General features: G+C 71.3%; 21 protein-coding genes. 10 read left to right on the top strand and 11 right to left on the bottom strand.

Features of this window, described 5'->3' with window-relative positions; all coding sequences use genetic code 11:
- The first annotated feature begins 70 nt into the window (after window positions 1-70).
- Window positions 71-514: an ATP-binding protein gene (locus tag ACH34Q_RS23620; protein ID WP_395985208.1), complete on the top strand. Its 444-nt coding sequence runs from the start codon at window positions 71-73 to the stop codon at window positions 512-514.
- Here ACH34Q_RS23620 and ACH34Q_RS23615 read toward each other — a convergent pair.
- A complete protein-coding gene (locus ACH34Q_RS23615) occupies window positions 507-1,400 on the bottom strand; it encodes a Gfo/Idh/MocA family protein (RefSeq protein ID WP_395985207.1) in 894 nt (297 codons plus the stop codon). The genes ACH34Q_RS23620 and ACH34Q_RS23615 overlap by 8 nt on opposite strands.
- Window positions 1,401-1,447: 47 nt before the next feature.
- Between ACH34Q_RS23615 and ACH34Q_RS23610 the strand changes: the two genes are divergently transcribed.
- Together ACH34Q_RS23610 and ACH34Q_RS23605 are read left to right on the top strand one after the other, a co-directional pair.
- Window positions 1,448-2,020: a TetR/AcrR family transcriptional regulator gene (locus tag ACH34Q_RS23610; protein ID WP_395985206.1), complete on the top strand. Its 573-nt coding sequence runs from the start codon at window positions 1,448-1,450 to the stop codon at window positions 2,018-2,020.
- 65 nt (window positions 2,021-2,085) lie between these two features.
- Window positions 2,086-3,297, top strand: coding sequence for a Cmx/CmrA family chloramphenicol efflux MFS transporter (locus tag ACH34Q_RS23605; protein WP_395985205.1), 1,212 nt, complete (start codon window positions 2,086-2,088; stop codon window positions 3,295-3,297).
- Here ACH34Q_RS23605 and ACH34Q_RS23600 read toward each other — a convergent pair.
- The 3 genes from ACH34Q_RS23600 to rraA all read right to left on the bottom strand — a co-directional run bounded on the left by ACH34Q_RS23600 (window position 3,286) and on the right by rraA (window position 7,576).
- Window positions 3,286-4,581: a hypothetical protein gene (locus tag ACH34Q_RS23600; protein WP_395985204.1), complete on the bottom strand. Its 1,296-nt coding sequence runs from the start codon at window positions 4,579-4,581 to the stop codon at window positions 3,286-3,288. The two genes, ACH34Q_RS23605 and ACH34Q_RS23600, sit on opposite strands and share 12 nt — an antisense overlap.
- A 304-nt stretch (window positions 4,582-4,885) precedes the next feature.
- Window positions 4,886-6,943, bottom strand: a complete 2,058-nt coding sequence (locus ACH34Q_RS23595) for a M6 family metalloprotease domain-containing protein (protein WP_395985203.1) — start codon at window positions 6,941-6,943, stop codon at window positions 4,886-4,888.
- Between the two features lie 153 nt (window positions 6,944-7,096).
- Window positions 7,097-7,576, bottom strand: coding sequence for a ribonuclease E activity regulator RraA (rraA, locus tag ACH34Q_RS23590; RefSeq protein WP_395985202.1), 480 nt, complete (start codon window positions 7,574-7,576; stop codon window positions 7,097-7,099).
- A gap of 122 nt (window positions 7,577-7,698) precedes the next feature.
- On the opposite strand from rraA, the gene ACH34Q_RS23585 reads away from it, so the two are divergent.
- Complete coding sequence (locus tag ACH34Q_RS23585) at window positions 7,699-8,820, top strand: protein kinase (RefSeq protein ID WP_395985201.1); 1,122 nt, start codon at window positions 7,699-7,701, stop codon at window positions 8,818-8,820.
- Between the two features lie 25 nt (window positions 8,821-8,845).
- Here ACH34Q_RS23585 and ACH34Q_RS23580 read toward each other — a convergent pair whose 3' ends face one another.
- Window positions 8,846-9,304 carry an Lrp/AsnC family transcriptional regulator gene (locus ACH34Q_RS23580; RefSeq protein ID WP_395985200.1) on the bottom strand — a complete coding sequence of 153 codons (459 nt, stop codon included), beginning with the start codon at window positions 9,302-9,304 and terminating at the stop codon, window positions 8,846-8,848.
- Window positions 9,305-9,392: 88 nt separating this feature from the next.
- On the opposite strand from ACH34Q_RS23580, the gene rocD reads away from it, so the two are divergent.
- Window positions 9,393-10,586 carry an ornithine--oxo-acid transaminase gene (gene rocD / locus ACH34Q_RS23575; protein ID WP_395985199.1) on the top strand — a complete coding sequence of 398 codons (1,194 nt, stop codon included), beginning with the start codon at window positions 9,393-9,395 and terminating at the stop codon, window positions 10,584-10,586.
- A 39-nt stretch (window positions 10,587-10,625) separates the two neighbouring features.
- On the opposite strand, the gene ACH34Q_RS23570 is transcribed toward rocD, so the two are convergent.
- From ACH34Q_RS23570 to ACH34Q_RS23555, 4 genes are all read right to left on the bottom strand, one after another.
- A complete protein-coding gene (locus tag ACH34Q_RS23570) occupies window positions 10,626-11,123 on the bottom strand; it encodes a flavin reductase family protein (RefSeq protein ID WP_395985198.1) in 498 nt (165 codons plus the stop codon).
- Window positions 11,124-11,167: 44 nt separating this feature from the next.
- Window positions 11,168-11,641, bottom strand: coding sequence for a DUF6113 family protein (locus ACH34Q_RS23565; protein WP_395985197.1), 474 nt, complete (start codon window positions 11,639-11,641; stop codon window positions 11,168-11,170).
- Window positions 11,638-12,621: an N-acetyl-1-D-myo-inositol-2-amino-2-deoxy-alpha-D-glucopyranoside deacetylase gene (gene mshB, locus ACH34Q_RS23560; protein ID WP_395985196.1), complete on the bottom strand. Its 984-nt coding sequence runs from the start codon at window positions 12,619-12,621 to the stop codon at window positions 11,638-11,640. Before mshB ends, ACH34Q_RS23565 begins: the two co-directional genes overlap by 4 nt.
- Before the next feature lie 62 nt (window positions 12,622-12,683).
- The gene (locus ACH34Q_RS23555) at window positions 12,684-14,075 is read right to left on the bottom strand and encodes a serine/threonine-protein kinase (RefSeq protein ID WP_395985195.1); all 1,392 of its coding nucleotides are present in this window, start codon (window positions 14,073-14,075) and stop codon (window positions 12,684-12,686) included.
- A 155-nt stretch (window positions 14,076-14,230) separates the two neighbouring features.
- On the opposite strand from ACH34Q_RS23555, the gene ACH34Q_RS23550 reads away from it, so the two are divergent.
- Entirely contained in the window at window positions 14,231-16,342 is a 2,112-nt protein-coding gene (locus ACH34Q_RS23550) for a prolyl oligopeptidase family serine peptidase (protein ID WP_395985194.1), read from the top strand.
- Window positions 16,343-16,409: 67 nt separating this feature from the next.
- Here ACH34Q_RS23550 and ACH34Q_RS23545 read toward each other — a convergent pair whose 3' ends face one another.
- Together ACH34Q_RS23545 and ACH34Q_RS23540 are read right to left on the bottom strand one after the other, a co-directional pair.
- Window positions 16,410-18,146, bottom strand: a complete 1,737-nt coding sequence (locus ACH34Q_RS23545; protein ID WP_395985193.1) for an ABC transporter ATP-binding protein — start codon at window positions 18,144-18,146, stop codon at window positions 16,410-16,412.
- Complete coding sequence (locus ACH34Q_RS23540) at window positions 18,143-19,867, bottom strand: ABC transporter transmembrane domain-containing protein (RefSeq protein ID WP_395985192.1); 1,725 nt, start codon at window positions 19,865-19,867, stop codon at window positions 18,143-18,145. Before ACH34Q_RS23540 ends, ACH34Q_RS23545 begins: the two co-directional genes overlap by 4 nt.
- A gap of 286 nt (window positions 19,868-20,153) precedes the next feature.
- Here ACH34Q_RS23540 and ACH34Q_RS23535 point away from each other — a divergent pair, with 286 nt between their 5' ends.
- The 4 genes from ACH34Q_RS23535 (at window position 20,154) to ACH34Q_RS23520 (ending at window position 24,952) form a co-directional block, all read left to right on the top strand.
- Window positions 20,154-21,392, top strand: a complete 1,239-nt coding sequence (locus tag ACH34Q_RS23535; protein ID WP_395985191.1) for a PP2C family protein-serine/threonine phosphatase — start codon at window positions 20,154-20,156, stop codon at window positions 21,390-21,392.
- A 178-nt stretch (window positions 21,393-21,570) separates the two neighbouring features.
- On the top strand, window positions 21,571-22,260 hold the full coding sequence (locus ACH34Q_RS23530) for a succinate dehydrogenase cytochrome b subunit (RefSeq protein ID WP_395985190.1): 690 nt from the start codon (window positions 21,571-21,573) through the stop codon (window positions 22,258-22,260).
- A 2-nt stretch (window positions 22,261-22,262) separates the two neighbouring features.
- Window positions 22,263-24,200: a fumarate reductase/succinate dehydrogenase flavoprotein subunit gene (locus ACH34Q_RS23525; protein ID WP_395985189.1), complete on the top strand. Its 1,938-nt coding sequence runs from the start codon at window positions 22,263-22,265 to the stop codon at window positions 24,198-24,200.
- The gene (locus ACH34Q_RS23520; RefSeq protein WP_395985188.1) at window positions 24,200-24,952 is read left to right on the top strand and encodes a succinate dehydrogenase/fumarate reductase iron-sulfur subunit; all 753 of its coding nucleotides are present in this window, start codon (window positions 24,200-24,202) and stop codon (window positions 24,950-24,952) included. Before ACH34Q_RS23525 ends, ACH34Q_RS23520 begins: the two co-directional genes overlap by 1 nt.
- Window positions 24,953-24,986: the final 34 nt, after the last annotated feature.

Below are 24,986 nucleotides of genomic sequence, written 5' to 3'. Positions count from 1 at the left end.
CCCGAAGGGAGGCTGCGGGGGCCTCGTACGGGCTGACCTGGGCGGGGGTGGGGTGGTCGGATTCCGGGGCATGAGCATGGTGACACCAGAGGGCGAGACGGCCGTGGAGCCGGCGATGCTGCTTTCCGGGGAGGGAAATGGCGTGGCGGGCGATCAGTGGGTCGTGGATCTGCCGGGGACGGCCGCGTCGGTCTCGTTGCTGCGGCATTGGGTGCGTTCGGTGGTGGGGAGCAAGGATCTGGAGCTGGTGGCCAGCGAGTACGGGACGAACGCGCTCTGGCATAGCGCCAGTGGGCAACCCGGCGGGCGGATACGGGCCGAATTGACGGTGGGGCCCGGTGGCATTCGGATCGCCGTCCGGGACGATGGGCCCGGTCCGCCGGGTGAGGGGTGGGACGAGGAGAGCCTGGACGAGCATGGGCGCGGGCTCGCGCTGGTGGCGGCGCATGTGGCGGAGGTCGGTGAGTACGTCACGCCGGAGGGGCGGCATGTGATGTGGGCCCTGATCAGGTGAGTTCGACGATCCGCTCGCAGAGGCGGTGGGTTTCCAGGGCGTCGTCCGTGGGGTGGTGGTCTCCGGTACGGACGGCGTCGAGGAAGGCCAGGGTGATCTGCTCGATGCCGCGCTGGCGGGCGACGGGGATCCAGTCGCCGCGGCGGTGCAGGGTCGTGGCGTTCCGGTGGTCGATGACGTCGGCGAGGTTGATGACCTGGCGTTTGGTGTCGCGGCCCATGACTTCGAGGGTCTCTTCGGTGGAGCCGCTCGAACGGTTCATGATGCCGATCGCGGTGAAGCCGTCGCCGGAGAGCTGCAGGACGATGTGGTGCAGTTCGCCGTCCAGGACGCGGGTGCGGATGTCGACGTGGTCGATGGGGCCGGGGGCCAGGAAGCGGAGGGTGTCTGCGACGTGGATGAAGTCGTCGAAGACGACCGCGCGTGGGGCCGCGGCGAGGCCGACGCGGTTCTTCTGGAGAACGATCAGGTCCCTCGGGTGGTCCAGGAGGGCCCGGTAATCCGGGGCGTAGCGGCGGTTGAAGCCGACCATGAGGCCTGTTCCGTGTTTTTTGGCGAGGTCGGCCAGGTGGACGGCGTCGGCGAGGTTCGCTGCCAGTGGTTTGTCGACGTAGGTCGGGACACCTGCGGTGATGAGGCGTTCGGTGATGGCCCGGTGGTCCTGGGTGGGGGCGTGGACGAACGCGGCGTCCAGGTTCTGGGCCAGGAGGTCATCGAGGGTCGCGTGGCGGTCGGGCAGGCGGTACGTGTCGCCGACCCGGTCGAGGGTCGAACGGGTACGGGTGTGCAGGTGCAGGTCCAGGCCCGGTTGGGCCGACAGGACGGGCAGGTAGGCCTTCTGCGCGATGTCGCCCAGGCCGATCACGCCGATCTTGAGGTTGTCCATGAGGACGAGTATTGCACTGACCGTTCCAGAACGTTACGGTACGGGACATGGCGCGGCCGAGGAACTTCGACGAGGAGCGGGCGGTCGACGCGGCGATGCGCGCGTTCTGGGCCGCCGGCTACGAGGCGACGTCCACCCAGGACCTGTGCGACGCCACGGGGCTGGGCCGCAGCAGCATCTACAACACGTTCAAGAGCAAGCACGACCTGTTCGAGCGAGCGCTGCGGCGGTACATGGAGGTCAAGGCGGTCGACTACACCGAGCTGCTGGAGGGCCAGGGGACGGTACGGGAGAAGATCGCCGAGCTGCTGGACCGGATGATCGACGACGAGGCCGGGGACGCGCTGGGCTGCCTGGTGGTCAACACCGGGATCGAGCTGGCGCCGCGCGATCCGGTGATCGGCGAGCTGATCCGCAAGGACTACGCACGGCGGCTGGCGGTCCTGAAGGCCGCGGTCGCCGACGGGCAGCGGGCCGGGGAGATCGATCCCGGCCGGGATCCGGACGAGCTGGCGCACTTCGTCATCGCGACGGTCAGCGGGATCCGGGTGGGCGGGCGGTCGGGCGCGGGACGCGAGGCGCTGAAGGCGGTGGCGAGCGCGGCGTTGCGCGCTTTCTGAGCCGCGAGGGCCCCCTTTTTTTTTCGCAAGTTTTGGACTGAACGATACAGAATAGGAGTCGGATCATGCCTGGGGCGATCTACGTACTGGGGTTCGCGATCTTCGCGCAGGGGACCTCGGAGTTCATGCTGGCCGGGCTGCTGCCCGCGATGGCGTCCGAGCTGGGCGTGTCGGTGCCCACGGCGGGGCTGCTGATCTCCGCGTACGCGATCGGGATGGTGGCCGGCGCGCCGGTGCTGGCGATGGCCACGCTGCGGTTGCCCCGGCGTACGGCGCTGCTGGCCTTCCTCGGGGTCTTCGTGCTGATGCATGTGATCGGCGCGCTGACACCGGGCTACGAGGTGCTGTTCGCGACGCGGCTGATCGGCGCGTTCGCGAGTGCCGGGTTCTTCGGCGTGGCGGTGGTCGCGGCCGTGGACCTGGTACCCGACGCGGTGAAGGGACGGGCGGTCGCGATCGTCATCGGCGGGATCACGGTCTCGACGGTGCTGGGCGTTCCCGGGGGCACGTTCCTGGGGCAGTTCCTGGGGTGGCGGTCGGCGTTCTGGACGGTCGCGGTGCTGTCCACGGTGGCGATGGTGGGCATCGCCTATGCGCTCCCTAGGGGCCGGCAGGACGCGGCGAGCATTCCTGGGCTGCGGGACGAGTTGCGCAGCATGGCGAACCCGGGGCTGTGGGTCGCGTACGCGACGAGTGCCCTGACCTTCAGTTCCATGATGGCGACCTTCAGCTACCTGGGGGCCATGCTCACGGACACGACGGGATTGCCCGAGGGATCGGTTCCGGCCGTTCTCGCACTGTTCGGTGTCGGGTCGCTGATCGGTATCACGATCGGTGGGCGGATCGCCGATGCGCACCCGTTCGGTGCACTGACCGTGGGGATGACGGGAGTCGTGCTCGCCTCGGCCGGTATCGCGCTTGCGGCGACCAACCCCGTCGTGGTCATCGTGCTGGTACCGCTGCTCGGCGCGTTCGGGCTGGTGACCAACCCTGCGGTGAGCGTCCGCGTGTACGCGAACCTGGGTGAGGTCCGTACGCTGGCCGGGGCCACGATCACCTCTGCGTTCAACGTCGGCAACACCCTCGCGCCATGGCTGGGAGGACTCGTCATCGGTGCGGGGTTCGGTTACCGTTCCGCTGCCTGGGTCGGTGCCGGAATGGCCGTGGCGGCGCTGGGCACTGTGGCGCTGGGTGCCTCGATGCACCGGCGGTCCATTCTCCGTACGAACGAGGTGGCCGCGGGCACGGAACTCCGTGTCAGCGCCTCAGCACTCTGAACGCGTCATCCCGTACAGGGCACGCTGCCCGGCGTGCTCGGCGAGCGTCCAGATCTGATCGGTACCGCGCCAGCAGGACAGGTCCTCCGGGCCGTACGAGATGGTCTGGCGCTTGACCTCCTCGAAGTCGCTCGACCACCGGGCCTGAACGAGTTCGCCTTGGTTCTTGTTCTCGCCCGGTGGGTACGGCCGCTCCTCCGGTGGGACGTTGCGGGTGAACCACCACGTGCCATTGGAAGTGGCTCCGCCCTGGATGTACGACGCTGGGAGCTTGGCGACCGTGGCGGGGAGGACCTCTCCCTTACCGTTGCTCACCAGATCGCCCGTGTTCGAGCCGTTCTCCAAGGGGAACTGGGCCACCCGGCCATTACCGTTCGGGCAGGACTCCCCCGTGACGAGCTTGTCATCGCCCGTGCGGTTGATGGTGAGCCACGAATGGCTGGGGGTTCCGTTCCCTGTGCATGAGGCACCCGTTCGTTTGGCCGGGACGTATGAGAGCACCTGCGGCATCACGTACCGGTAGCCATGGCCGTAGTACGTCTTGCCGTGCAGGCCCACCAGGCCGGGATGCGTGGTCGCGCCGTTCTCGCTCTTGCCTAGGTCGAAGATCTGGCGCATGTCGAAGACGCGCAGTCCCGTACCGGTGTCGGCCACATAGAGGCGGTTGCCGTACCAAGCGATCCCACCCGCGTGGACGCCCTTGTCGGAGCCACTGGTTCCGATGGGCTCGTACGTGGTCCGGCCCCGGGTGTCCTGGTACGGCCACACCAGCAGGACGTGCTTGTACGCGTTGCTCTTGGTGTTGACGAAGGTGACCCGCATGCTCTTGTGCGGTGCCTTCTTGTCCCGGTCGTACCAGCCGACCATGAGGGGCTTGGCCGAGCCCCATGTCTCGTCCGGCTGGGCATCGGAGACGCTGGTGACGCCCTGCGGGTACCACTCCTGCGTGCCGGTGTCCGCGGCGTTGAAACAGAACACCTTCGAGCCCGCCGGTACCTTCGCCGCGCCGCCGCAGTCCCCGCCCCACTTGCCCCTGTGGTCGCCCTTCCCTGCGAGGACGTCCTTAACGGAAGTGGTCCGCAGATTCATGGCCATCCCGTTGAGCACGGCACCGCCGGGACCGTTTCCCGCCTTGAGGACGTAAGGCGGCTTGCCCGGGGCCGCCGCCGCCGAAGAGGCCTCCACCTTCGCGGTCTTCGCGGCCGCGAAGTACGTATAGGCAGGGGTTCCGACCGACACCAGCACCAGCGGAGTGGCGAGGGCGAGCAGGTGGCGGACGTTCACTGATCACCTCCCAGGCGATCATGGAACCTAACACCATGGGACTTTTCGCCCAAGATCACGCTTTGCGATGACATCATCGCTGGTGGAGATCGGCAAAGGTCAGCGCGAGCGAGGCGGACAGATCCGCCCGAGTCGGCATAAAAGATGTGCAATAACGATTCGGTCTCGGTGGTAAACCGATGGTCCAATAAGGCGTCGTAAAGCGGCCCCCGCCGTGGAGACCACGACGGGGGCCGTACCGAAACGGCGACTCAGGCGGCCGCGCTTCAGCAGAGGTTCGGCAGGTTCGGCAGGGCCGACAAGGTCAGCCCAGCCGGCACGTCCCGGTGTCGGTCTTGCCCGGGTCGCTCTCGGAGGTGGCCTTCACCTGCAGCCGCGCCTTGCGGTCGGCGCCCGGTCCCGGCTTGGCCCAGACCTCCACCGACGTGCGCGCCCCCGCCTGGGCGGTGGCCAGTTCGTTCGGTACGCGGGTCTGCCAGCCCTGGCCGGAGACCGAGGCCGTCAGGCGGTACACGTCCGACGCGTAGCGCCCGCTGCCGCCCTTGCCGGAGTTGCGCAGCGGCACGGTGCACCTGACCCAGCCGGAGCCCGCGGCGGTCGCCTTGCCATTGTTCACCTGGACGCCGCGCCGCTGTGCGCCCGCGCCGTCCAGCGAACGGATCGCGACCGTGTACGACAGGACGCCCTTGCTGTCGCGTTTGAGGTCGAGCACGTAGAAGTGCAGCCGGTTGGCCTTGTCGACGTACTCGAACTCACTGCCCGAGTCCTTGCCCGCGTGGTAGAGCGCGTCCGACAGTTGCCGGTAGTCGCCGATCGTCATCTTCTGGGGCGTGCCGTTCGGCAGGACGAAATCGACCTTGTCGATGTCCTGCGGGTTGGCGTCCTTCACCCAGATGAACGGAGCCCTGTCCTGGTCCTTGGTCTTGGCCAGCAGCACGCCCGAGTCCGGGGTGAACGAGTCGAAGCCCATCCGGTCGACGACCTCGACCGTGTAGTTGTCGTACCCGCCGCCGTCACAGGTGGGGTCCGTGCCGGTATCGCATGTCGGGCTCTTGTCGCCGCCCTCGCCCAGCTTCAGGTTGATGCCCGCGAGGCCGCCCTTGCCGGGGTCGGCGGCGCGCGCGGTCACCTTGGCCACCACCATCCCGGTCGCGGCGAGCGTGTCGCGGTTCAGCTGAAGGACGTGGTCAGGGTCGACGATGCCGAGCTTGAGCTTGTTGCGCAGCATGTGCTGCGCGCCCATGGAGGCGCCGCCGGTCGCCGGGATCATCCACCGGCTGTGCGGCCCGCCCGGGCCGTTGAAGCTGCCGCGGCTCAGCATCTCCCAGGGACCGGAGTACGAGCGGCGCGCGGGGATCCCGTACGGGTTGTTGTAGTTGTCGCCGATCCCGAGGATGTGGCTGAACTCGTGCGCGAAGACGCCCATTCCGGAGCTCTCCGCCTGGGTCGAGCTCCCTGACGTGGCGTTCGGCCAGATGGTCGAGCCTGCCGCCCATGACGTCCACGGTACGTAGCGCGTCTGCACCCAGTTGGGAAGGTTCGGGTCCTGCGGTCCCCACTCGGGCGTCACGTCCTCCTTGGTGTTGAACTTCATCTGCCCGAATTCCTGCCACGTGGACGACTCGTCCTGGCCGGCCGAGAGGAAGAAGACGAAGTCGTACTGCGCGGCCGTCTCCTCCCCCACGTCGGCGATCCACGCGGCCCGCGCGTCCGTACGGATGTTGCGGTTGCAGGTGTCGCCGGCCGGGCAGCCCGTGCCGCCCTGCATGCCGTCCACGCCGTACTCGTGGTCCTTGGCCGGCATCCGGTACGCGCCGTACGCCTTCAGGTCGACCCCGTACCGGCCGGCAGAGTCCTCCATCCAGTACTCGTGCAGGGAGTGCCCGTTGTTGAGTTTCTGGGGCTTGTTGAGGAAGTCCTGGTAGAACTGCGCGACCTGGTCGCGCGGTACGTCCCCGATCTCGCTGGGATTGCCGAAGAGCGTCGAGTTCTTGGCCTGGGTGACCACGAACTCCTGGTCGGGGTAGTCGACCAGGACCACCGCACCCTTGAAGTTCTTGATCGATCCCTTCCGGGACGGGTCCGCCCACGAGGTGCCCGGGATCTTCCTGTAGTCGTCCCAGGTCATCGTGTCGGGGAGCTCGTAGTTCTGCGGGTCGACCGGCCTGGGCGCGCCCGCCGCGTACGTGCGCACCGGCTGGTCGCGCTGCCACGGCTGGGTCTGCGGCCAGTGCCGCATCTGCCAGGAGTTCTTGGTGGGTTCGGGCACCGGGGTGCGCTGCTGGGCGGTGGCCGGGGCGACCGCGAGGGAGAGCGTCAGCATCGCCGCGAGCGGCACCAGGAGCGTCTTCTTGAGGCCCATGTCTCACCTGTTTCGGTTGATGGGCTGGACGCTAGACAGCTCCCTTCCGCCCGGCAATGGCCGAGTTGGACGATCTTGCCGGGGCCGCGCTGGCACCTCCCGACAGGCCGAGGCCCGGGGACTCCGACGGCGGCGGCCCGCGCGCGCGTGGGTTCAGAGAAGGGCGCGGCGGGCGGTGACGATGCCGTCCTCATCGCTGTAGAGGTGGTCGCCGGGACGGAACTCCACGCCGCCGAACGTGACCGGGACGTCGGTCTCCCCTGCCGCGTCCTTGGCGCTCTTGCGCGGGTTGGAGCCCAGGGCCTTGACGCCGAGATCGAGGGTGCGCAGCGTGGCGACGTCCCGTACCGCGCCGTTGATCACGACGCCGGCCCAGCCGTTACGGACGGCCGCGGCGGCGATCAGGTCGCCCATCAGGGCCGATCCCAGCGAGCCCGCGCCGTCCACGACCAGGACGCGCCCCTCGCCGGGGGTGTTGAGCAGCTTCTTCACCAGGCCGTTGTCGCGCAGGCAGCGTACGGTCGAGACCGGGCCGGCGAAGCGCCCGCGCGCCCCGTACGCCCGGAACTGCGTCTCGCAGCTCTGCAGCTCGGCTCCGAATTCGTCGATCAGGTCGGCGGTCGCGAAGTCCATGCCCGCAGAGCTTACCGGTAGGTAACCGGCCGGACGGGGCCAGGGGCGGCCGCCGTGGCGGCTCGCGCCTGGCAGCGGCGGGTGATCTTCGGTAGAACGTTCTTCTCAACCAGGAGGTCGCCATGCAGCCCATCCGGTCCGGCACCGTGTTCGAGCCGCCCGGGCCCGGTGACCCTCCGCTGATCGGCGGCTACCGGGTGCTGGCCCGGATCGGCGAGGGCCGGACCGGCCGGGTCCATCTGGGCACCACGCAGAGCGGCCGGCCGCTGGCGATCAAGGTGATCCGGGACCGGTTCGCCGGGGACGCCGCGTTCCGGCGGCGGTTCAAGCAGGAGATCGCCGGTGCGCAGCGCGCCCGCGGTCCCTACCTCGCCCGGGTGGTCGACGGGCACGCGGAAGGGCAGCTGCCCTGGGTGGCGGCGGAGTACGTGGCAGGGCCCACGCTGGAGGACGCGGTCGCGGAGGTCGGCCCGCTCCCCGTTCCGGCCGTCCGGGCGCTGGTGGCCGCCATCGCCGAAGCGCTTCGCTCCCTGCACGAAGCGGACCTCGTCCACGGCGACCTCCGGCCGTCCAACATCCTGCTGGCCGCCGGCGGGCCGCGCCTCACCGACTTCGGGTCGCTCGAACACCCCACCACCCCCGCCGGCGAGGTGTTCGCGCTCGGGAACGTGGCCCTGTACGCCGCGACCGGGCACGGCAAGTTCCCCAGGCCGTTCCACTTCGACCCGACGGATTTCAGCGGATGCCCGGACGAGCTGCGCGGGCTGATCGAGCGCTGCCTGGCCCCCGAGCCCGACGACCGTCCGGAGCCGGCCGCGATCATCGCGGAGCTGGAGGAGGGCCCGCCCGGCCCTGACTGGCTCCCGGCCGAGATCTCCGCGCTGCTGCCCGCCTACGAGCCCGGCGCCCCTCCCGAGGCGGTCCCGGAGGCCGTACGAGAGGTCGCTCCCAAGCCGCAGGACGATGTGCCCGCACAGCCAGAGGCCGGAGAGAGGGTGCGGCTCACCAAGCCGGACGTACCGAACGTACCGGCGCCTGCGCCGGCAAGGCAGCAGGTCAGGCCCAACTTCGCGGTCCCGCTGCCGCCCGAGCAGCACTTCCCGCCCGCCGGGCCCCCTGCCACGATTCCGAACGGCCCGCCCATCATGGGCAGCTACCGCAACGACCTGGCCATCGCGCTCGCCATCGGCGGCGGCGCGTTCGGGATCCTCGTCCTGGTCCTGATGTTCGCGTTCTTGCTCTAGCCTTCTCGCGGCTCCCTAGCCGCCTCTAGTCCGCGGCCGGGGTGTCGATGGGGCGGCCGATCAGGCGGGACAGCACGATCGCGGTCTTGGTCGCGGTGATGTTGTCCTCGCGGCGCAGCCGTTCCAGGCACTGCTCGAGGTGCTGGATGTCGCGGACCCGCACATGCACCAGCGCGCTGGCGTCACCGCTGATGGTGTACGCGGCGACGACCTCGGGATGCTTGCGGATACTGGAGTAGATCTCCTCCGGCGAGGTCGCCCCGGTACAGAAGATCTCGATGAACGCCTCGGTCGTCCAGCCCAGCGCGGCCGGCTCCACGATCGCGGCGAAGCCGGTGATGACGCCGTCGGCCCGCAGCCGGTCGACCCGCCGCTTCACCGCCGGGGCCGAGAGCCCGACCTGGTCGCCGACCTGCGTGTACGAGGCGCGGCCGTGCTCCAGGAGCTGCGCAACGATTCGCCGGTCCAGCTCGTCAAGACGCAATGGATCGCTCCCCCTGAGTCCACTTTGCCCGTTGGTCGTTCGCCGATCCCGAACATACGCTGATCCCTGAACCGCCGGAAGGAGCGTCGTGAGCCTGACCGACCAGCTGCGGGCCCTCTCGGGGGAGCACAGCGCGCACAACTACCACCCGCTGCCGATCGTGATCGCCGAGGCCGAGGGCGCCTGGGTCACCGATGTCGAGGGGCGGCGCTATCTCGACCTGCTGGCCGCGTACTCCGCGGTCAACTTCGGGCACCGCAACCCCCGCCTCACCGAGGCCGTACGGCGCCAGCTGGAACGGGTGACACTGGTCAGCCGGGCGTTCGAGCACGACCAGTTCGGGCCGTTCGTGACCGAGCTCGCCGAGATGTGCGGCAAGGACATGGTGCTGCCGATGAACAGCGGCGCCGAGGCCGTCGAGACCGCCCTGAAGACCGCCCGCAAGTGGGGCTACGAGGTCAAGGGCGTCCCGGCGGGGCTCGCCAACATCATCACGTTCGAGGGCAACTTCCACGGCCGGACGACCACGATCGTCAGCTTCTCCACCGACCCGGACGCCAAGGACTCCTACGGCCCGTACACGCCCGGGTTCCGGACCGTTCCGTACGGCGACGCCGAGGCGCTGCGCGCGGCCATGGACGAGCACACGGTCGGTGTACTGATCGAGCCCATCCAGGGTGAGGCCGGGGTCAACGTGCCGCCCAGCGGCTTCCTCAGCGCCGTACGGGAGCTGTGCACGGCCGGCGGGGCCCTGATGATCGCCGACGAGATCCAGTCCGGGCTGGGCCGTACCGGCACCACGTTCGCGGTCGAGCACGAGAACGTCGTCCCGGACGTCTACATCCTGGGCAAGGCGCTGGGCGGCGGCATCATGCCGGTCTCGGCGGTCGTGGCCGACAGCGACGTGCTCGGGGTCTTCAAGCCCGGCCAGCACGGCTCGACGTTCGGCGGCAACCCGCTGGCCTGCGCGATCGGCCGCGAGGTCGTGGCCATGCTGAAGACCGGCGAGTTCCAGGAACGTTCCCGTACGCTCGGCGAGCACATGCACCGCCGGCTGGGCGCGCTGTCGTCGGATCTCGTACGGGAGGTACGCGGCCGCGGCCTGTGGGCCGGGGTGGAGCTGCACGGGCTCGCCCGTCCGGTCAGCGAGCGGCTGATGGCGCTGGGCGTGCTGGCCAAGGAGACCCACGAGACGACGATCCGGCTGGCGCCGCCGCTGGTGATCGAGCCGGCGGATCTGGACTGGGCCCTGGACCAGCTGGAGATCGCACTCAAGGACTGAGCCGGCACGGACTAAGCCCTCCGATCCGAGGCCCGCCGCTCATTGGAGGGTGCGGTAGCCGCCCTCGTAGAAGACCAGGGGGCGGCCGTCCGGGTCGGGGACGTCCAGGGCGACGACCTCCCCCACCACGATGCTGTGGTCACCGGCCTCGTGGACGGCGTACGTCCGGCACTCCAGCGTCGCCACGGCACCGGAGAACAGCGCGACGCCGGTGGCCGGCCCGCGATGGTGCTCCCAGCCGGACAGCTGGCCGTCCAGGTCGCGCCCGCGCGTGGCGAACCAGTTCGAGGCGTCCCGCAGGCTCTCGCCCAGCACCGACACGCCCCACGTCCCCGAGCGCGTCACCACATCGTGGAAGCGCGCGATCTTCTCGACGCAGAACAGCACCAGCGGCGGGTCCAGCGACACCGACGTGAAGGCGTTCACGGTCATCGCGCGGTCGGCGCCGCCGGCGATCGTGGTCACCACCGTGACACCGGTGGCGAACCGGCCGGCCACCTGCCGCAGCAGCCGCGAGGAATCGGGCTCAGGGTTCACGACCGCCTCACCTTGACCACGTGCCTCACCTTGACCACGGGGCCTCAGCCCCGGTTGAGGGCGAGGCCGCCGGTCAGCCAGTCGCCCGGGGGCCGCCGCGCCGGAACCAGCGACACCGCGATCACGCCCGCGACCAGGCCGCCCACGATGAACAGGTAACCGGCATCGGTGCCCGGGATGATCAGATCGCCCTCGCTGCGCCGTACCGACATCAGGACGGCGACGGCCGACCAGCACAGCATCGGGACCGCCGCGCCCAGCCGGCCGCCCATCCCCCAGCCGGCCAGCCTGACCACGGCGAAGTTGGCCGCGATCAGGGCGATTCCCGCGACCGGGACGGCACCGACCGTCCACGTATGGGCGAACGAGCCGAGCAGCCCGAGGAGCGCCCCGAGCAGCCCCAGCGCCGTGTACGCGGCCCCGGCGACGAACGCGTCCAGCGGCCCCTCGGCGGGCCCGTCCGCGGCCGCGGAGCCATCAGAGGCATCGGAGGCGTCCGAGGTCATGAGGCCCGTCACGGGCGGGGCGGTACGGGCGGAGCGGGCGGGGCCGGCTCGGCGAACAGGCCGTTCTCGCGGCCGCCCGCCGGGGCCGGGCCGCGCTCGCCCGCGAGCAGGATGAAGTACTCGGTGCCGAACGCCTGCTGCCCCAGGTTGTTGGAGAGGGCGAAGAACGGGCCCACCTCCTCGGGCGCGACCACGATCTGGGTGCGGTGGGCGCGCAGCGCCGCGAGCTTGGCCGGCAGGTGGGCACGGGAGTCCACCACCGTGGTCACCTGGCCGTCCGGGACGCCCGAGCCCAGCTCGTCCAGGCCCGCCACCCGGCCGAACGGCAGCCGCGCCTCGCGCATCACCGCGATCGCCCGCGCCAGCACGGTACGGGGCGTCGCGTAGGCGTAGAACTTGCCGATCTGCCAGGGCTCGCCGCCACCGGCCGACTCGCCGCCACTGACCGATCCACCGCTTGCCGACTCACCACGGACCGACTCGCCGTCCACCACATAGGAGGGGTCGGCGGCCAGTTCGTAGGCTCGCCACGCGACCCGGTGCGCCTGGATGTGGTCGGGATGGCCGTAGTTGCCGCGGTCGTCGTAGGTGACCAGGACCTGCGGCCGCACCTCGCGGATGACCTTCACCAGCTCCCCGGCGGCCTCGTCCAGCTCGGCCCGCCAGAAGCACCGGGGATGGTCGTTGCTGGCGGCCCCCATCATCCCGGAGTCGCGCCAGCGGCCGGCGCCGCCCAGGTAGCGGTGGTCGGTCACACCGAGCGCGGCGCACGCCTCGGCCAGCTCGCCGATGCGGTACTCGCCGAGCCGATCCTCCTTGTCGGAGGCGAGATGGCGCAGCTCATCCGGGATGACCTCGCCCTCCTCGCCCAGCGTGCAGGTGACGAGGCAGACATGGGCGCCCTCGGCCGCATACTTGGCCATGGTGGCCCCGGTCCCGATGGACTCGTCGTCCGGATGGGCGTGGACGAACAGGATCCGCGGCTCCTTCATGGTCAGAGCCTACTCAGAGCGGGAGGGCGCTCGGGATACCGCCCTCCCGGCCCGCCGCCGCCCTAGTCCCCGCCAGGGCGATCGCCGCCGACCGGGCCACCGCCGCCGTCGTCCCCACCGCCGCCACCACCGGGCGGCTCCTCGGAGGTCGGCGGGGTCGTCTCCGGTTCGGAGGTGGTCGGCTCGCTGGTCGGGGTCGTCGGCCGCGTCGTGGTGGGCTCCCTGGTCGGCTCGGTCGGCCTCGGGCGCGGCGTCGTCGGCTCGGTCTCCGGCTCGGTGGGCTCGGTCTCCTCGTCGGTCGTCGACTCCGACGTGGTCACCGGCGGCGTCGTGATGTCACCGCCGGGATCGTCGCCGCCCGCCGAGGCGAACACCAGGCCCACCACCAGCGCCAGCGCGACGACCGCGCCGACGGCGGCCACGATCGGCCACTTGGACTTCCGCTCGGGCTCCCAGTCGCGGTAGCCGCTGGCGCGGCGCGGGTCGTGCCCGTACGCGGGCGGGATCGGCGGCCCCGGCGGGACCCCGACCGGACCCATCGCGCGGGTCCGGCCGACCGGCTGGGTCGACATCGGCGGGCCGGCCGCCCGGTGCTCGCCCTCGGCCAGCAGCGAGGTGGCCTGGGTCGGGTCGTCCATCGCGGTCTGCCCGGCCGGTCCGGCGCCGATCAGCGTCATCATCAACTGCTGCGCGGTGGGCCGCCGCTCCGGCTCCTTGATCAATGCGGCCGAGAGCAGCCGGTGCAGGTCGGGCGGCAGGCCCACCAGCGACGGCGGCTCGTTCATCACCCGGTTGATCACCGCGACCACGGTGTCGTCGCCGAACGGCGGGTGGCCGGTCGCGGCGAACGCCATCGTGGTGGCCCAGGCCCACACGTCCACGGCCTCGGTGAGCGTGGCACCGGCCACCTGCTCGGGCGCCATGTACGAGGGCGTGCCGATGGCCTTGGTGGCGGCCGTCTGGCCGATGTCCAGGGCCCGGGCGATGCCGAAGTCGATCACGCGCGGCCCGTCCGGGGCCATGATCACGTTATGCGGCTTGAAGTCGCGGTGCACGATCCCGGCCTGGTGGATGGCCACCAGCGCGGTCAGCGTGCCGATGCCCAGCCGCTCCAGCGCGGCACCGGTGATCGGGCCGTCGTCGATCACCTGCTTGTGCAGCGACCTGCCCGGGACGTACTCGCTGGCGATGTACGGCTGGTCGCCGGCGACATCGGCCTCCAGCACCTGCGCCGTACAGAACCGGGCGACCTGCTTGGCCGCCTGCGCCTCGCGGACGAAGCGGTTGCGGGCGGAGGCGTCCTCGGTGAGATCGGCGCGCAGCAGCTTGATCGCGGCCTGTTCCCCGGCGGCGTTGCGCCCCAGGTAGACCACGCCCTGCCCGCCCTCGCCAAGCCGTTCGAGCAGTTCGTACGAACCCAGCCGCCGAGGATCTCCCGGCTGCAGCTCCGGCATGGACCACTCCTTCGTACCCGCGATGACGTTATGACGGTGATGTAATGAAAGGGGAGAAGTTTTCGAGCTTACGCGAGCCCGGCCGCGATCTCCGGCGGTTCCCGATCGCGGGCGCTCGCGGTACCCACGGGGCCATGCTGGCAGACTCGGATGCCATGAGCATCAGCTATCCGCGGCAGAGCGCCCGCACGCGGCGGTTCACCCTCGGTGTCCCGCGCGCCTTCCAGATCGCGCCGGACGGCTCGTTCGTGGCCTTCCTGCGGACCAAGGCCGGCGACGACCCGGTCACCTGCCTGTGGACGCTGGACGTCGCGACCGGCGAGGAGCGGCTGATCGCCGACCCGGCCGCGCTGAACGTACCGGGCGAGACCGAACTGCCGCCCGAGGAGCGGGCCCGCCGCGAGCGCGCGCGGGAGCAGGCCGGAGGCATCGTCGGGTACGCCGTGGACCGCGAGGTCCGGCAGGCGGTGTTCACGCTCGCCGGGCAGCTGTTCGTGGCCGACCTGCGGTCTCCGGCGGAGCAGGGAAGGGTGCGTGCCCTGGCCGCCGAGACGCCGGTGTTCGACCCACGCCTGGACCCGGCCGGCCGGCGGGTCGCCTACGTTTCCGGCCGGACGATCCACGTTCTGCCGCTCCAGGCCATCGGCGACGAGACGGACCGGGCGCTCATCACGCCCGAGAGCGACCAGGTCTCGTACGGCCTCGCGGAGTTCATCGCGGCCGAGGAGATGGGCCGGATGCGCGGTCACTGGTGGTCGCCCGACGGCGGAACGCTCCTGGTCGCGCGGGTGGACGAGACCCCCGTCCAGCGCTGGACGATCGCCGACCCGGCCAATCCCGACCGTCCGGCCAGTGAGGTCGCCTACCCGGCGGCGGGGACGCCCAACGCGATCGTGTCCCTCGCCCTGGCGAAGGTCGACGGCGGCCGGGTCGCGGTCGCCTGGGACCGGGGCCAGTTCCCGTACGTGGTCACCGCCGTCTGGGACCGGCACGGCCTGCTGATCGTCGTCCAGTCCCGCGACCAGCGCACCCAGCGGGCGCTCGCCGTCGATCCGTCCAACGGCGCGACCAGCCTGCTGCACACCGTGCACGACGCGATCTGGACCGAGATCGTCCCCGGCCTGCCCGCCCGTACCGGCTCCGGCGAGCTGGTCTGGCACGTCGATGACGCCGGGACCGACACCCGCCGGCTCACCGTCGGCGGCAAGCCCGTGACGCCCGGCGGCCTCCAGGTGCGCTCGGTCCTCGGCGTCGAGGGCGAGAGGGTCCTCTTCACCGGTACGGAGGAGCCCACCGAGCAGCACGTGTGGTCGTACGACGGCGCCGACGGCCGTACGGTCCGGCTGACCGAGGGCCAGGGCGTGTTCGGCGGCACCCGTTCGGGCGAGGTCACCGTGCTGACCGGCTCCCGGTTCGACCGTCCGGGAGTCTCGGTCGAGGTCCGGGGCCCCTCCGGCGTACGGGAGATCGCCTCCAAGGCCGAGACCCCCGACCTCACGCCCAGGGTCGAGCTGCTGCGCGCGGGCAAGCGGGAACTCCGTACCGCCGTGGTCCTGCCCACCGGCTGGGAGCCCAGCCACGGGCGCCTGCCGGTCCTGATGGACCCGTACGGCGGCCCGCACGCCCAGCGCGTCCTCGCCGTACGGCGGGCCTACTACGAGGCCCAGTGGCTCGCCGACCAGGGCTTCGTCGTCGTCATCGCCGACGGGCGCGGCACGCCCTCGCGCGGTCCCGCCTGGGAGCGCGCGATCCACGGCGACATGGCCGGTCCCGTACTGGAGGACCAGGTGGCCGCCCTGGAGGAGGCCGCCCGCCGCCACCCCGGCGCGCTCGACCTCAAGCGCGTGGCCATCCGCGGCTGGTCGTACGGCGGCTGGCTGGCGGCCCTGGCGGTGCTGCGCCGTCCCGACGTCTTCCACGCGGCCGTGGCGGGCGCGCCGGTGACCGACTGGACGCTCTACGACACCCATTACACCGAGCGCTACCTGGGCGACCCCGACGAGGAGCCGGAGCGCTACACCGCCGACTCGCTCATCAAGGACGCCGGCCGCCTGGAGCGTCCGCTGCTCCTGATCCACGGCCTGGCCGACGACAACGTGGTGGCCGCCCACACCCTCCGCCTGTCCAGCGCCCTGCTGGCCGCAGGCCGTCCCCACACCGTCCTGCCCCTGTCCGGAGTCACCCACATGACCCCGCAGGAGATCGTGGCGGAGAACCTCCTCCACTTCCAGGTCGACTACCTCAAGAAGGCCCTCCCACCCCGTTGATCCCCACCCCGTTGACTCGTGGCGTGTTCGCCTTCTCGCCGCCGCGTTGGGGCGAACACGCCACGAGTCAACGTTGCTGCCAGCTTGACCAGAGGGCTGCGTACGAGCCGCTGGCGGCGATCAGTTCGTCGTGGGTGCCCAGTTCGCTGACGCGGCCGTCCTCGACCACCGCGACCCGGTCGGCGTCGTGCGCGGTGTGCAGCCGGTGCGCGATGGCCACGACGGTACGGCCGTCGAGGACGGCGGCGAGCGAGCGCTCCAGGCGGCGCGCCGCACGCGGGTCCAGCAGCGAGGTGGCCTCGTCCAGGACGAGGGTGTGCGGGTCGGCCAGGATCAGCCGGGCCAGCGCCAGCTGCTGGGCCTGGGCGGGCGAGAGCGGCTCGCCGCCGGTGCCGACGGTGGTGTCCAGGCCGGGGCCGTCCCATTCGACGGCGCGCAGGGCCGACTCGATGGCGTCGGCGGTGGCGTCCTCGCGGGCCATCAGGAGGTTCTCGCGGAGCGTGCCCCGGAAGACGTGGTGCTCCTGGGTGATCAGCGCGACATGGCCGCGCAGCTCGTCCAGCGGCAGGTCGGCGAGCGGGACGTCGCCGGGCGCGACCGTCACCGAGCCGGTACGCGGCGCGTCGATCCCGGCCAGCAGGCGGCCCAGCGTCGACTTCCCGGCACCGGACGGCCCCACGATGGCGAGCCGTTCGCCGGGACGAAGGTCCAGGTCGACGCCGTGCAGGACGTCCTTGCCCGGCCGGTACGCGTAGCGGACGTCGCGGGCGGTCAGGCGTTCCTCGCCGTTGGACGGGGCTCGCGGGGCGTCCAACGCGGGCTTGTCGTCCGTGCCGTCGCCGACCCCCAGCAGGCGGGCCAGCGAGGCCGAGCCGATCTGGAGCTCGTCCATCCAATGCAGCAGCATCTCCACCGGTCCGATGAGCTGCTGGACGTACAGCGTGGCGGCCGTCACCTGCGCCAGCGTGGCCATCCCGTTGATGTAGAACAGCCCGCCGATCACCAGCGTGGCGGCGACCGGCAGCACGAAGCTCATCTCGATCACCGGGTACAGCACCGTGCGCAGCCGCAGCGTGTAGCGCTCGGCCGCGTAGGAACGGGCGATGTCGGTGTCACCGCGGCGGTTGCGGCGGGCCTCCAGGCCCAGGGCCTCGGCGGTACGGGCGCCCTGCACGGTCTCGGCCAGTCCGTCGGTGAGTTCCGCCCACGTGGCGTTCTCCCGCAGGTAGCCCGGGACGGCCCGTTTCAGGTACCACCGCATCACGCCCCACAGCAGCGGTACGGCGATCAGGCAGGGCAGCGCCACCAGCGGGCCTGTCAGGATCAGCGCGCCGATCGTCAGGACGGTCGCGACGATCCCGATCAGTGTCTCGGGCATCGCGTACCGGACGCTGGTCGCGAGGGCGGCGACGTCCCGGGACGTTCGGCTGACCAGGTCGCCCGTACCGGCCCGTTCCACCGTGGACAGGGGCAGGGCCAGCACCCGTTCGACGAACTCCTCGCGAAGCTCGGCGAGGACCTTCTCGCCCAGCACCGCGGACGCCAGGTGGGCGTAGCGCAGCAGCACGCCCTGGACGATCACGAAGGCCGCGATGGCCAGGCCCACCGAGTCGATGCTCGCGTCGCCGCCGCGTACCCCCTCCACCAGGTTGCCCAGCAGCCACGGGGTGACCAGCCCGGCGATGGCGGCCGAGGCGTGCAGCGCCAGCGCGCCCAGCAGCGCGCGCGGGTGGCGCAGCGCCAGCCGCCGCGCGTACGCCCGTACCTGCCGGGTCGTCGCGATCGGCAGGATCTCGGTGCTCACGGGCTCGCCACCTCCTCCCGGACGGTCCCGTCCCGTGCCCCTGTGGGCTGCTCCTCACCGCGCGTGACGGTGGCGGCGTAGCGCGGCTCGGTGTCCAGCAGGTCCCGGTGGGATCCCTCGGCGATCACCGTTCCGTCCTCGACGTAGACGACGTGGGCGGCCCGGTCCAGCATCAGCGGGCTGGTGGTGCACACCACGGTGGTACGGCCCGCGCGGGCCGTGGCCAGCCGTTCGGCGATCCGGGCCTCGGTATGGGCGTCGACCGCGCTGGTCGGCTCCACCATGATCAGGACCTCGTGCCCGGCGGCCAGCGCGCGGGCCAGCCGGAGCCGCTGCCGCTGGCCGCCGGAGAACTCCCGGCCCGCCTCGGCGACATGGGCGTCCGCGCCGGTCGCGGCGATGATGTCCTCGGCGCTCGCGATCCGGACCGCCCGTTCCAGCGCGTCCTCGCCGGTGCCCGGCGTGGTGAGGCCGTCCGCCAAGGGCCCGGAGAACAGGTGGTCCTCGTTGACCGCGAGCAGGATGTGCGCGCGCAGCTCGGCGATTTCGCTCAGCGGCGTCCCGGCGTACGTCACGTCCCCGTCGGCGTACCGGCCGAGCCGGTCGGCGATCGCCTGCGCGTCGCGCGGGTCGCTCGCCGCGATCGCGGTGAGCCGTCCGGGCCGTACGACCAGCCCGGACGCCGCGTCCACCAGCTCGCCGCCCGGCGCTGGACGGGACGTGCCCGCCAGCGCCACCTCGGGCCGCAGCCCGAGCACCGTGACCACCCGGCTCGCCGCCACATGCGCCTTGGTCAGCTTGCCGGCGGCCTCGCCCACCGTCTTGAGCGGATGGATCAGGAACACGGCGTACCCGTAGAACGCCACCAGCTCGCCCACGCTGATCGTCCCGGCCGCCGCGAACCGCGCGCCCAGCCAGGTGACCAGCGCGATCAGCAGCCCGGGCAGCAGGACCTCGGCCCCGCTCAGCTTGGACTCGGCCCGCGCCACCGCCACGCCCGCCGCCCGTACCCGCTGGGACTCGGCCCGGTAGCGGCCGGCGAACAGCCGCTCGCCGCCGATGCCGCGCAGCACGCGCAGGCCCGCCACCAGGTCGGTGGCCTGGGTGTTCAGCTCGCCGGCCAGCTCCCGCTGGCGCTGCTCGTGCTCGCGGTACGGGCGCAGCAGCGGCGCCGCCAGCGCCAGGATCAGCGGCACGCCGATCAGCACGACCAGGCCCAGCGGCGGCGAGGAGGCCAGCAGGATCGCCGCGACGGCCACGATGGCGCCCGAGCCCCGCGACAGGATGTCCATCGCGTCCCCGATGTGGGCGACGTCGGCGACTCCGACGCTCACCACCTCGCCGGCGCTGAGGCGCCGCGGGAGGGTCGAGCCGAGGCGGGTCGCCTGGCGGGTCACGACCTGGACGGTCCGGTACGCGGCGGCCAGCCAGTTGAACACCGCGAACCGGTGCCGCGTCACGCCGGACGCGGCCTGGACGACGCCCAGGCCGAGCAGCACTCCGGCCCAGGACAGCAGGGCACCGGAGTCCTTGGCCGCCACGCCCTGATCGATGGCGCGGCCGATCACGGCGGGCATCAGCGCCTGGCTGAGCATCCAGATGGTCCCGAGGGCGGCGCCGGCTGTGATGCTGCGCACCTGGGTACGGGCCAGCCAGAGCAGGTAGCGCGCCGGCGACCGATGATCGGGTTCGCCGGGATCTTCGACCGGCAACGGCTTCACGGACCGAAGGTTAGGCACGGGCGAGGCGGAAGTTCGACAGGTTTTCCGGCGGCCGCCGGGCACGCGGCGGCGGCCCGGGGATGCGCGATCGTGATCGGAGACGATAAGGTCGGATCGTACGGAGCGTTGCATCTCCGCTCCATGAGCCGGGAACCAGGCGGCCAGGCAAACGCCGCTGCCCCGGCGCGGTCCGGTCCCATGAGCCCGCGAGCGGCGCGCCCGCCGCCGGGATCCGCGGATCCGCCCGTTGCCAGTGCCGCCGCCCGACCGACACTTCGGAAGCCCTGTGAGCACCATCAGCCATCGTTCGCATGCCGTCGCCCTTGGGGCCGAGGACAGGATCGACCTGCTCCTCATCGGCGACGACCCCGGGGACGTCTTCCTGGTCGAGAAGATGCTCGCCGACAGCGGCCTGGAGATCAGGATGACGGTGGCCGAGAGCCTGGCCGCCGCCCGCCGCTCGGTGACCCGCCGTACCCAGTGCATCATCGTCGACCTGTCCGCGCCCGACGACCACGATCCGGTCGAGCGGCTGCGGGAGGTCCTGGCGATCTCCCAGAACGCCGCCGTGGTCGTGCTGACGGGCTTCCACGACACCCGGCTCGGCGTCCGCGCGGTCGCGGCCGGCGCCGAGGACTACCTGGTCAAGCAGGAGGTCGACGGGCCGCTGCTGGCCCGCGCGATCCGCTACTCGATCGAGCGCAAGCGGGCCGAGGAGACCGAGCGCCGGCTGGTGGAGGCCCGGATCCTGGGCCGCGAGAACGCCCGGCTGGAGCGCGGCCTGCTGCCCGTACCGCTGATCGACGACCCGGGGCTGCGGCACCACACCCGCTACCGGCCCGGACGCCGCCGCGCGCTGCTGGGCGGCGACTTCTACGACACGGTGCAGACCGAGGGCGGCACCGTCCACCTGATGATCGGCGACGTCTGCGGGCACGGCCCGGACGAGGCGGCGCTGGGCGTCCAGCTGCGGATGGCGTGGCGGACGCTCGTGCTGGCCGGGCACACCGGCGAGCAGCTGCTCGGCACGCTCGACACGGTGCTCGGGCACGAGCGGCGCAGCGAGGAGATCTTCACCACGCTGTGCATGATCACGATCGCGCCGTCGCTGCGGACCGCCCGGATGCACCTGGCCGGCCATCCCGCGCCCCTGCTGTTCCGCGAGAACCGCGGGGACGGCGGCGACGGCGGCACGAGCGAGGTGACCGCGCTGCCGGAGTACGCGCACGGCCCGGCGCTGGGCCTGGTGCCGGGCGCCGAGTGGCCGACGACCGAGATCGACCTGGGCGAGTCGTGGAGCCTGATGCTCTACACCGACGGCCTCATCGAGGGCCGGACCGGCCAGGGCCCGGCCCGGCTGGGCACCGAAGGGCTGGTCGGGCTGGCACGCAAGGCGCGCCACCGGGGCGCGACCGGCCGGGGCCTGATCGACACTCTGGTCGGCGAGGTCGAGGAGCTCAACGGCGACGCCCTCACCGACGACCTGGCGGTCCTGCTGCTCTCCCGCGATGGCGCGGCATCGTGATCCGGCGGGCGATCCGGCGGCCCCGACAGTTCCTGATCTTGGTGTGAGGTCTCTCACCACGACGAACGTCCCCAAGTGACCGTAATGCCCGATCCGCTTGGGTCATAGCCGGAGGCTATGGAAACCAGTGCGCCGATGACTTGGATCTGCTGACCAGGGCAGACGTAGCGTGCAGGTCGTGGCTATAGCGATACCTGCGATCTATCGATCGACCGTCGGCAAGAAGGCCGTGATGGCCGTCACCGGCGGCATCCTCGTGCTGTTCCTCCTGGCGCACATGTTCGGCAACCTCAAGGTCTTCTACGGGGCGGAGAGCTTCGATCACTACGCCCACTGGCTGCGGACGATCGGCGAGCCCGCCGTCCCCCACCGGACGGTACTGACGCTCACCGAGGTCGTGCTGGCCATCGCGGTGGTCCTGCACATGTGGTCGGCGGTATCGCTGGCCCGCCGCGCCTCCAAGGCGCGGCCGGAGAAGTACCACTCCAAGAAGAAGTCGCACGCGCAGGGCTATGCCGTCCACACGATGCGGTACGGCGGCGTCGTCATCCTGCTGTTCATCATCTGGCACCTGCTGGACATGACGTTCCTGGTGGTCAACGGGGGCGGCCCGGACGCCACCCCGTACCAGCGGGTCGTCGAGGGCTTCGACACGTCCCGCTGGCCCGTCACCGCCTTCTACGTCCTGGCCGTCCTGCTGGTCGGCCTGCACCTGCGGCACGGGCTCTGGAGCGCGTTCCAGACGCTCGGCCTGCGTACCCCGGCCAACGAGCGCGCACTGCGGATCCTGGCCGGAACGGTCGCCGCCGTGATCACCGTCGGCTTCATCTCCGTGCCCCTCGCCGTCACCTTCGGATGGGTGAACTGAACATGACCGACACTTTCTACAAGTCGGGCGATCCGGTCGCCGACGAGCGGGCCCCCGAGGGCCCGATCGGGGACCGCTGGACCACCCGCCAGTTCGAGGCCAAGCTGGTCAACCCGGCCAACCGGCGCAAGAAGAAGATCATCATCATCGGCACCGGGCTGGCCGGCGGCTCGGCCGGCGCCACCCTCGGCGAGGCCGGCTACCACGTCGTCCAGTTCTGCTTCCAGGACAGCCCGCGGCGCGCCCACTCGATCGCCGCGCAGGGCGGGATCAACGCCGCCAAGAACTACCGCAACGACGGCGACAGCGTGTACCGGCTGTTCTACGACACGGTCAAGGGCGGCGACTTCCGGTCCCGCGAGTCGAACGTGCACCGGCTGGCCGAGATCTCCACCCAGATCATCGACCAGTGCGTCGCGCAGGGCGTCCCGTTCGCCCGCGAGTACGGCGGCCTGCTCGACAACCGCTCGTTCGGCGGCGCCCAGGTCTCCCGGACGTTCTACGCCCGCGGCCAGACCGGCCAGCAGCTGCTGCTCGGCGCGTACCAGGCGCTGATGCGCCAGGTCGACGCCGGGAACGTGGAGCTGCACGCGCGGCACGAGATGCTCGACCTGATCATGGAGGACGGCCGCGCCCGCGGCGTCGTCGTGCGGAATCTGATCACCGGCGAGGTCTCGCACCACACCGCCGACGCGGTGGTGCTGGCCAGCGGCGGCTACGGGAACGTCTACTTCCTGTCGACCAACGCGATGGGCTCCAACGTCACCGCGTCCTGGCGCGCGCACAAGCACGGTGCGTACTTCGCCAACCCCTGCTACACCCAGATCCACCCGACCTGCATCCCGGTCAGCGGCGACCACCAGTCGAAGCTGACGCTGATGTCGGAGTCGCTGCGCAACGACGGCCGGGTGTGGGTGCCCGTGAAGGGCGGCGACGACCGCAAGCCGTCCGCCATCCCCGAGGACGAGCGCGACTACTACCTGGAGCGCATCTACCCCTCGTTCGGGAACCTGGTCCCCCGCGACATCGCCTCCCGCGCCGCCAAGAACGTCTGCGACGAGGGCCGCGGCGTCGGCCCCGGCGGCCTGGGCGTCTACCTCGACTTCGCCGGCGCGATCGGGCGGCTCGGCCGCAAGGCCATCGAGGCCAAGTACGGCAACCTCTTCGAGATGTACGAGCGCATCACCGGCGAGAACCCGTACGAGACGCCGATGCGCATCTACCCCGCCGTGCACTACACGATGGGCGGCCTGTGGGTCGACTACGACCTGCGCTCCAACATCCCCGGCCTGTTCGTGATCGGCGAGGCCAACTTCTCCGACCACGGCGCCAACCGCCTCGGCGCGTCCGCGCTGATGCAGGGCCTGGCGGACGGCTACTTCGTCCTGCCGAACACCGTCGGCGACTACATCGCCCAGACGAAGCTCCCGCCGGTGAACGAGGCCTCCGTCGCCGAGGCCGAGACCCGGGTGAAGGACCAGATCGAACGGCTCCTGTCGATCGACGGGGACCGTACCGTGGACTCGTTCCACCGCGAGCTCGGCCACATCATGTGGGAGTACTGCGGCATGGAACGTACCGAGGAGGGCCTGCGCAAGGCCCTGGAGCTCATCCCGGCGCTGCGCGAGGAGTTCTGGACGCGCGTCAAGGTCACCGGTACGGGCGAGGAGCTCAACCAGCAACTGGAGAAGGCCGGCCGGGTGGCCGACTTCCTGGAGCTGGGCGAGCTGATGGTCATCGACGCGCTGCACCGCGCCGAGTCCTGCGGCGGCCACTTCCGGGCCGAGAGCCAGGACGAGGAGGGCGAGGCCAAGCGCGACGACGACAACTTCGCCTACGTGGCCGCCTGGGAGTGGGGCGGGCGGGACGAGCGGCCCGTCCTCCACAAGGAGGCCCTCGAGTTCGATTACTGCAAGCCGAGCCAGAGGTCGTACAAGTAATGAAGTTGACACTGCGCGTCTGGCGCCAGAAGAGCTCCGGGACCAAGGGGGCGATGGTCGAGTACAAGATCGACGACATCTCCCCCGACGCCTCCTTCCTGGAGATGCTGGACGTCCTGAACGAGCGGCTCATCGCCGAGGGCGAGGAGCCGGTGGCGTTCGACCACGACTGCCGCGAGGGCATCTGCGGCATGTGCTCGCTGGTCATCAACGGCACGCCGCACGGCCCCGAGCGGGCCACCACGACGTGCCAGCTGCACATGCGCAAGTTCAAGGACGGCGAGGTCATCGACGTCGAGCCGTGGCGCGCCAAGGCGTTCCCGGTCGTCAAGGACCTGGTCGTGGACCGGTCGGCGTTCGACCGGATCATCTCGGCCGGCGGGTTCATCTCCGCCCCGACCGGGACCGCGCCCGAGGCGCACGCGACGCCGGTGCCCAAGCCGGACGCCGACCGCGCGTTCGAGGCCGCCGAGTGCATCGGCTGCGGTGCCTGCGTCGCGGCCTGCCCGAACGGCTCGGGCGCGCTGTTCCTCGGCGCCAAGGTCACCCACCTCGGGCTGATGCCGCAGGGCCAGCCCGAGCGCTGGGACCGGGTGGTCAGCATGCTGGAGACCCACGACGAGGAGGGCTTCGGCGGCTGCACCAACACCGGCGAGTGCACCTCCGCGTGCCCGAAGGGCATCCCGATCGACGTGATCGGCCGGCTCAACCACGACTACCTCAAGGCCAGCGCCGGCGGCCGCAAGAAGTAACCCCCGGTCGAGGGGGGGGGGGGGGGGTGGGGGG

This window comes from Actinomadura sp. 9N407, from assembly GCF_044326315.1.
Classification (GTDB): domain Bacteria; phylum Actinomycetota; class Actinomycetes; order Streptosporangiales; family Streptosporangiaceae; genus Spirillospora.
Note: the sequence above shows the minus strand (reverse complement) of the source record. Positions and strands in the feature narration are given on the sequence as shown.

Bases quoted from the DNA above. Each gene is read 5' to 3' on its own strand.
- ACH34Q_RS23620 (WP_395985208.1), top strand. From the start codon at position 71: ATGAGCATGGTGACACCAGAGGGCGAGACGGCCGTGGAGCCGGCGATG.
- ACH34Q_RS23615 (WP_395985207.1), bottom strand. From the start codon at position 1,400: ATGGACAACCTCAAGATCGGCGTGATCGGCCTGGGCGACATCGCGCAG.
- ACH34Q_RS23610 (WP_395985206.1), top strand. From the start codon at position 1,448: ATGGCGCGGCCGAGGAACTTCGACGAGGAGCGGGCGGTCGACGCGGCG.
- ACH34Q_RS23605 (WP_395985205.1), top strand. From the start codon at position 2,086: ATGCCTGGGGCGATCTACGTACTGGGGTTCGCGATCTTCGCGCAGGGG.
- ACH34Q_RS23595 (WP_395985203.1), bottom strand. From the start codon at position 6,943: ATGGGCCTCAAGAAGACGCTCCTGGTGCCGCTCGCGGCGATGCTGACG.
- rraA (WP_395985202.1), bottom strand. From the start codon at position 7,576: ATGGACTTCGCGACCGCCGACCTGATCGACGAATTCGGAGCCGAGCTG.
- ACH34Q_RS23585 (WP_395985201.1), top strand. From the start codon at position 7,699: ATGCAGCCCATCCGGTCCGGCACCGTGTTCGAGCCGCCCGGGCCCGGT.
- mshB (WP_395985196.1), bottom strand. From the start codon at position 12,621: ATGAAGGAGCCGCGGATCCTGTTCGTCCACGCCCATCCGGACGACGAG.
- ACH34Q_RS23555 (WP_395985195.1), bottom strand. From the start codon at position 14,075: ATGCCGGAGCTGCAGCCGGGAGATCCTCGGCGGCTGGGTTCGTACGAA.
- ACH34Q_RS23550 (WP_395985194.1), top strand. From the start codon at position 14,231: ATGAGCATCAGCTATCCGCGGCAGAGCGCCCGCACGCGGCGGTTCACC.
- ACH34Q_RS23525 (WP_395985189.1), top strand. From the start codon at position 22,263: ATGACCGACACTTTCTACAAGTCGGGCGATCCGGTCGCCGACGAGCGG.
- ACH34Q_RS23520 (WP_395985188.1), top strand. From the start codon at position 24,200: ATGAAGTTGACACTGCGCGTCTGGCGCCAGAAGAGCTCCGGGACCAAG.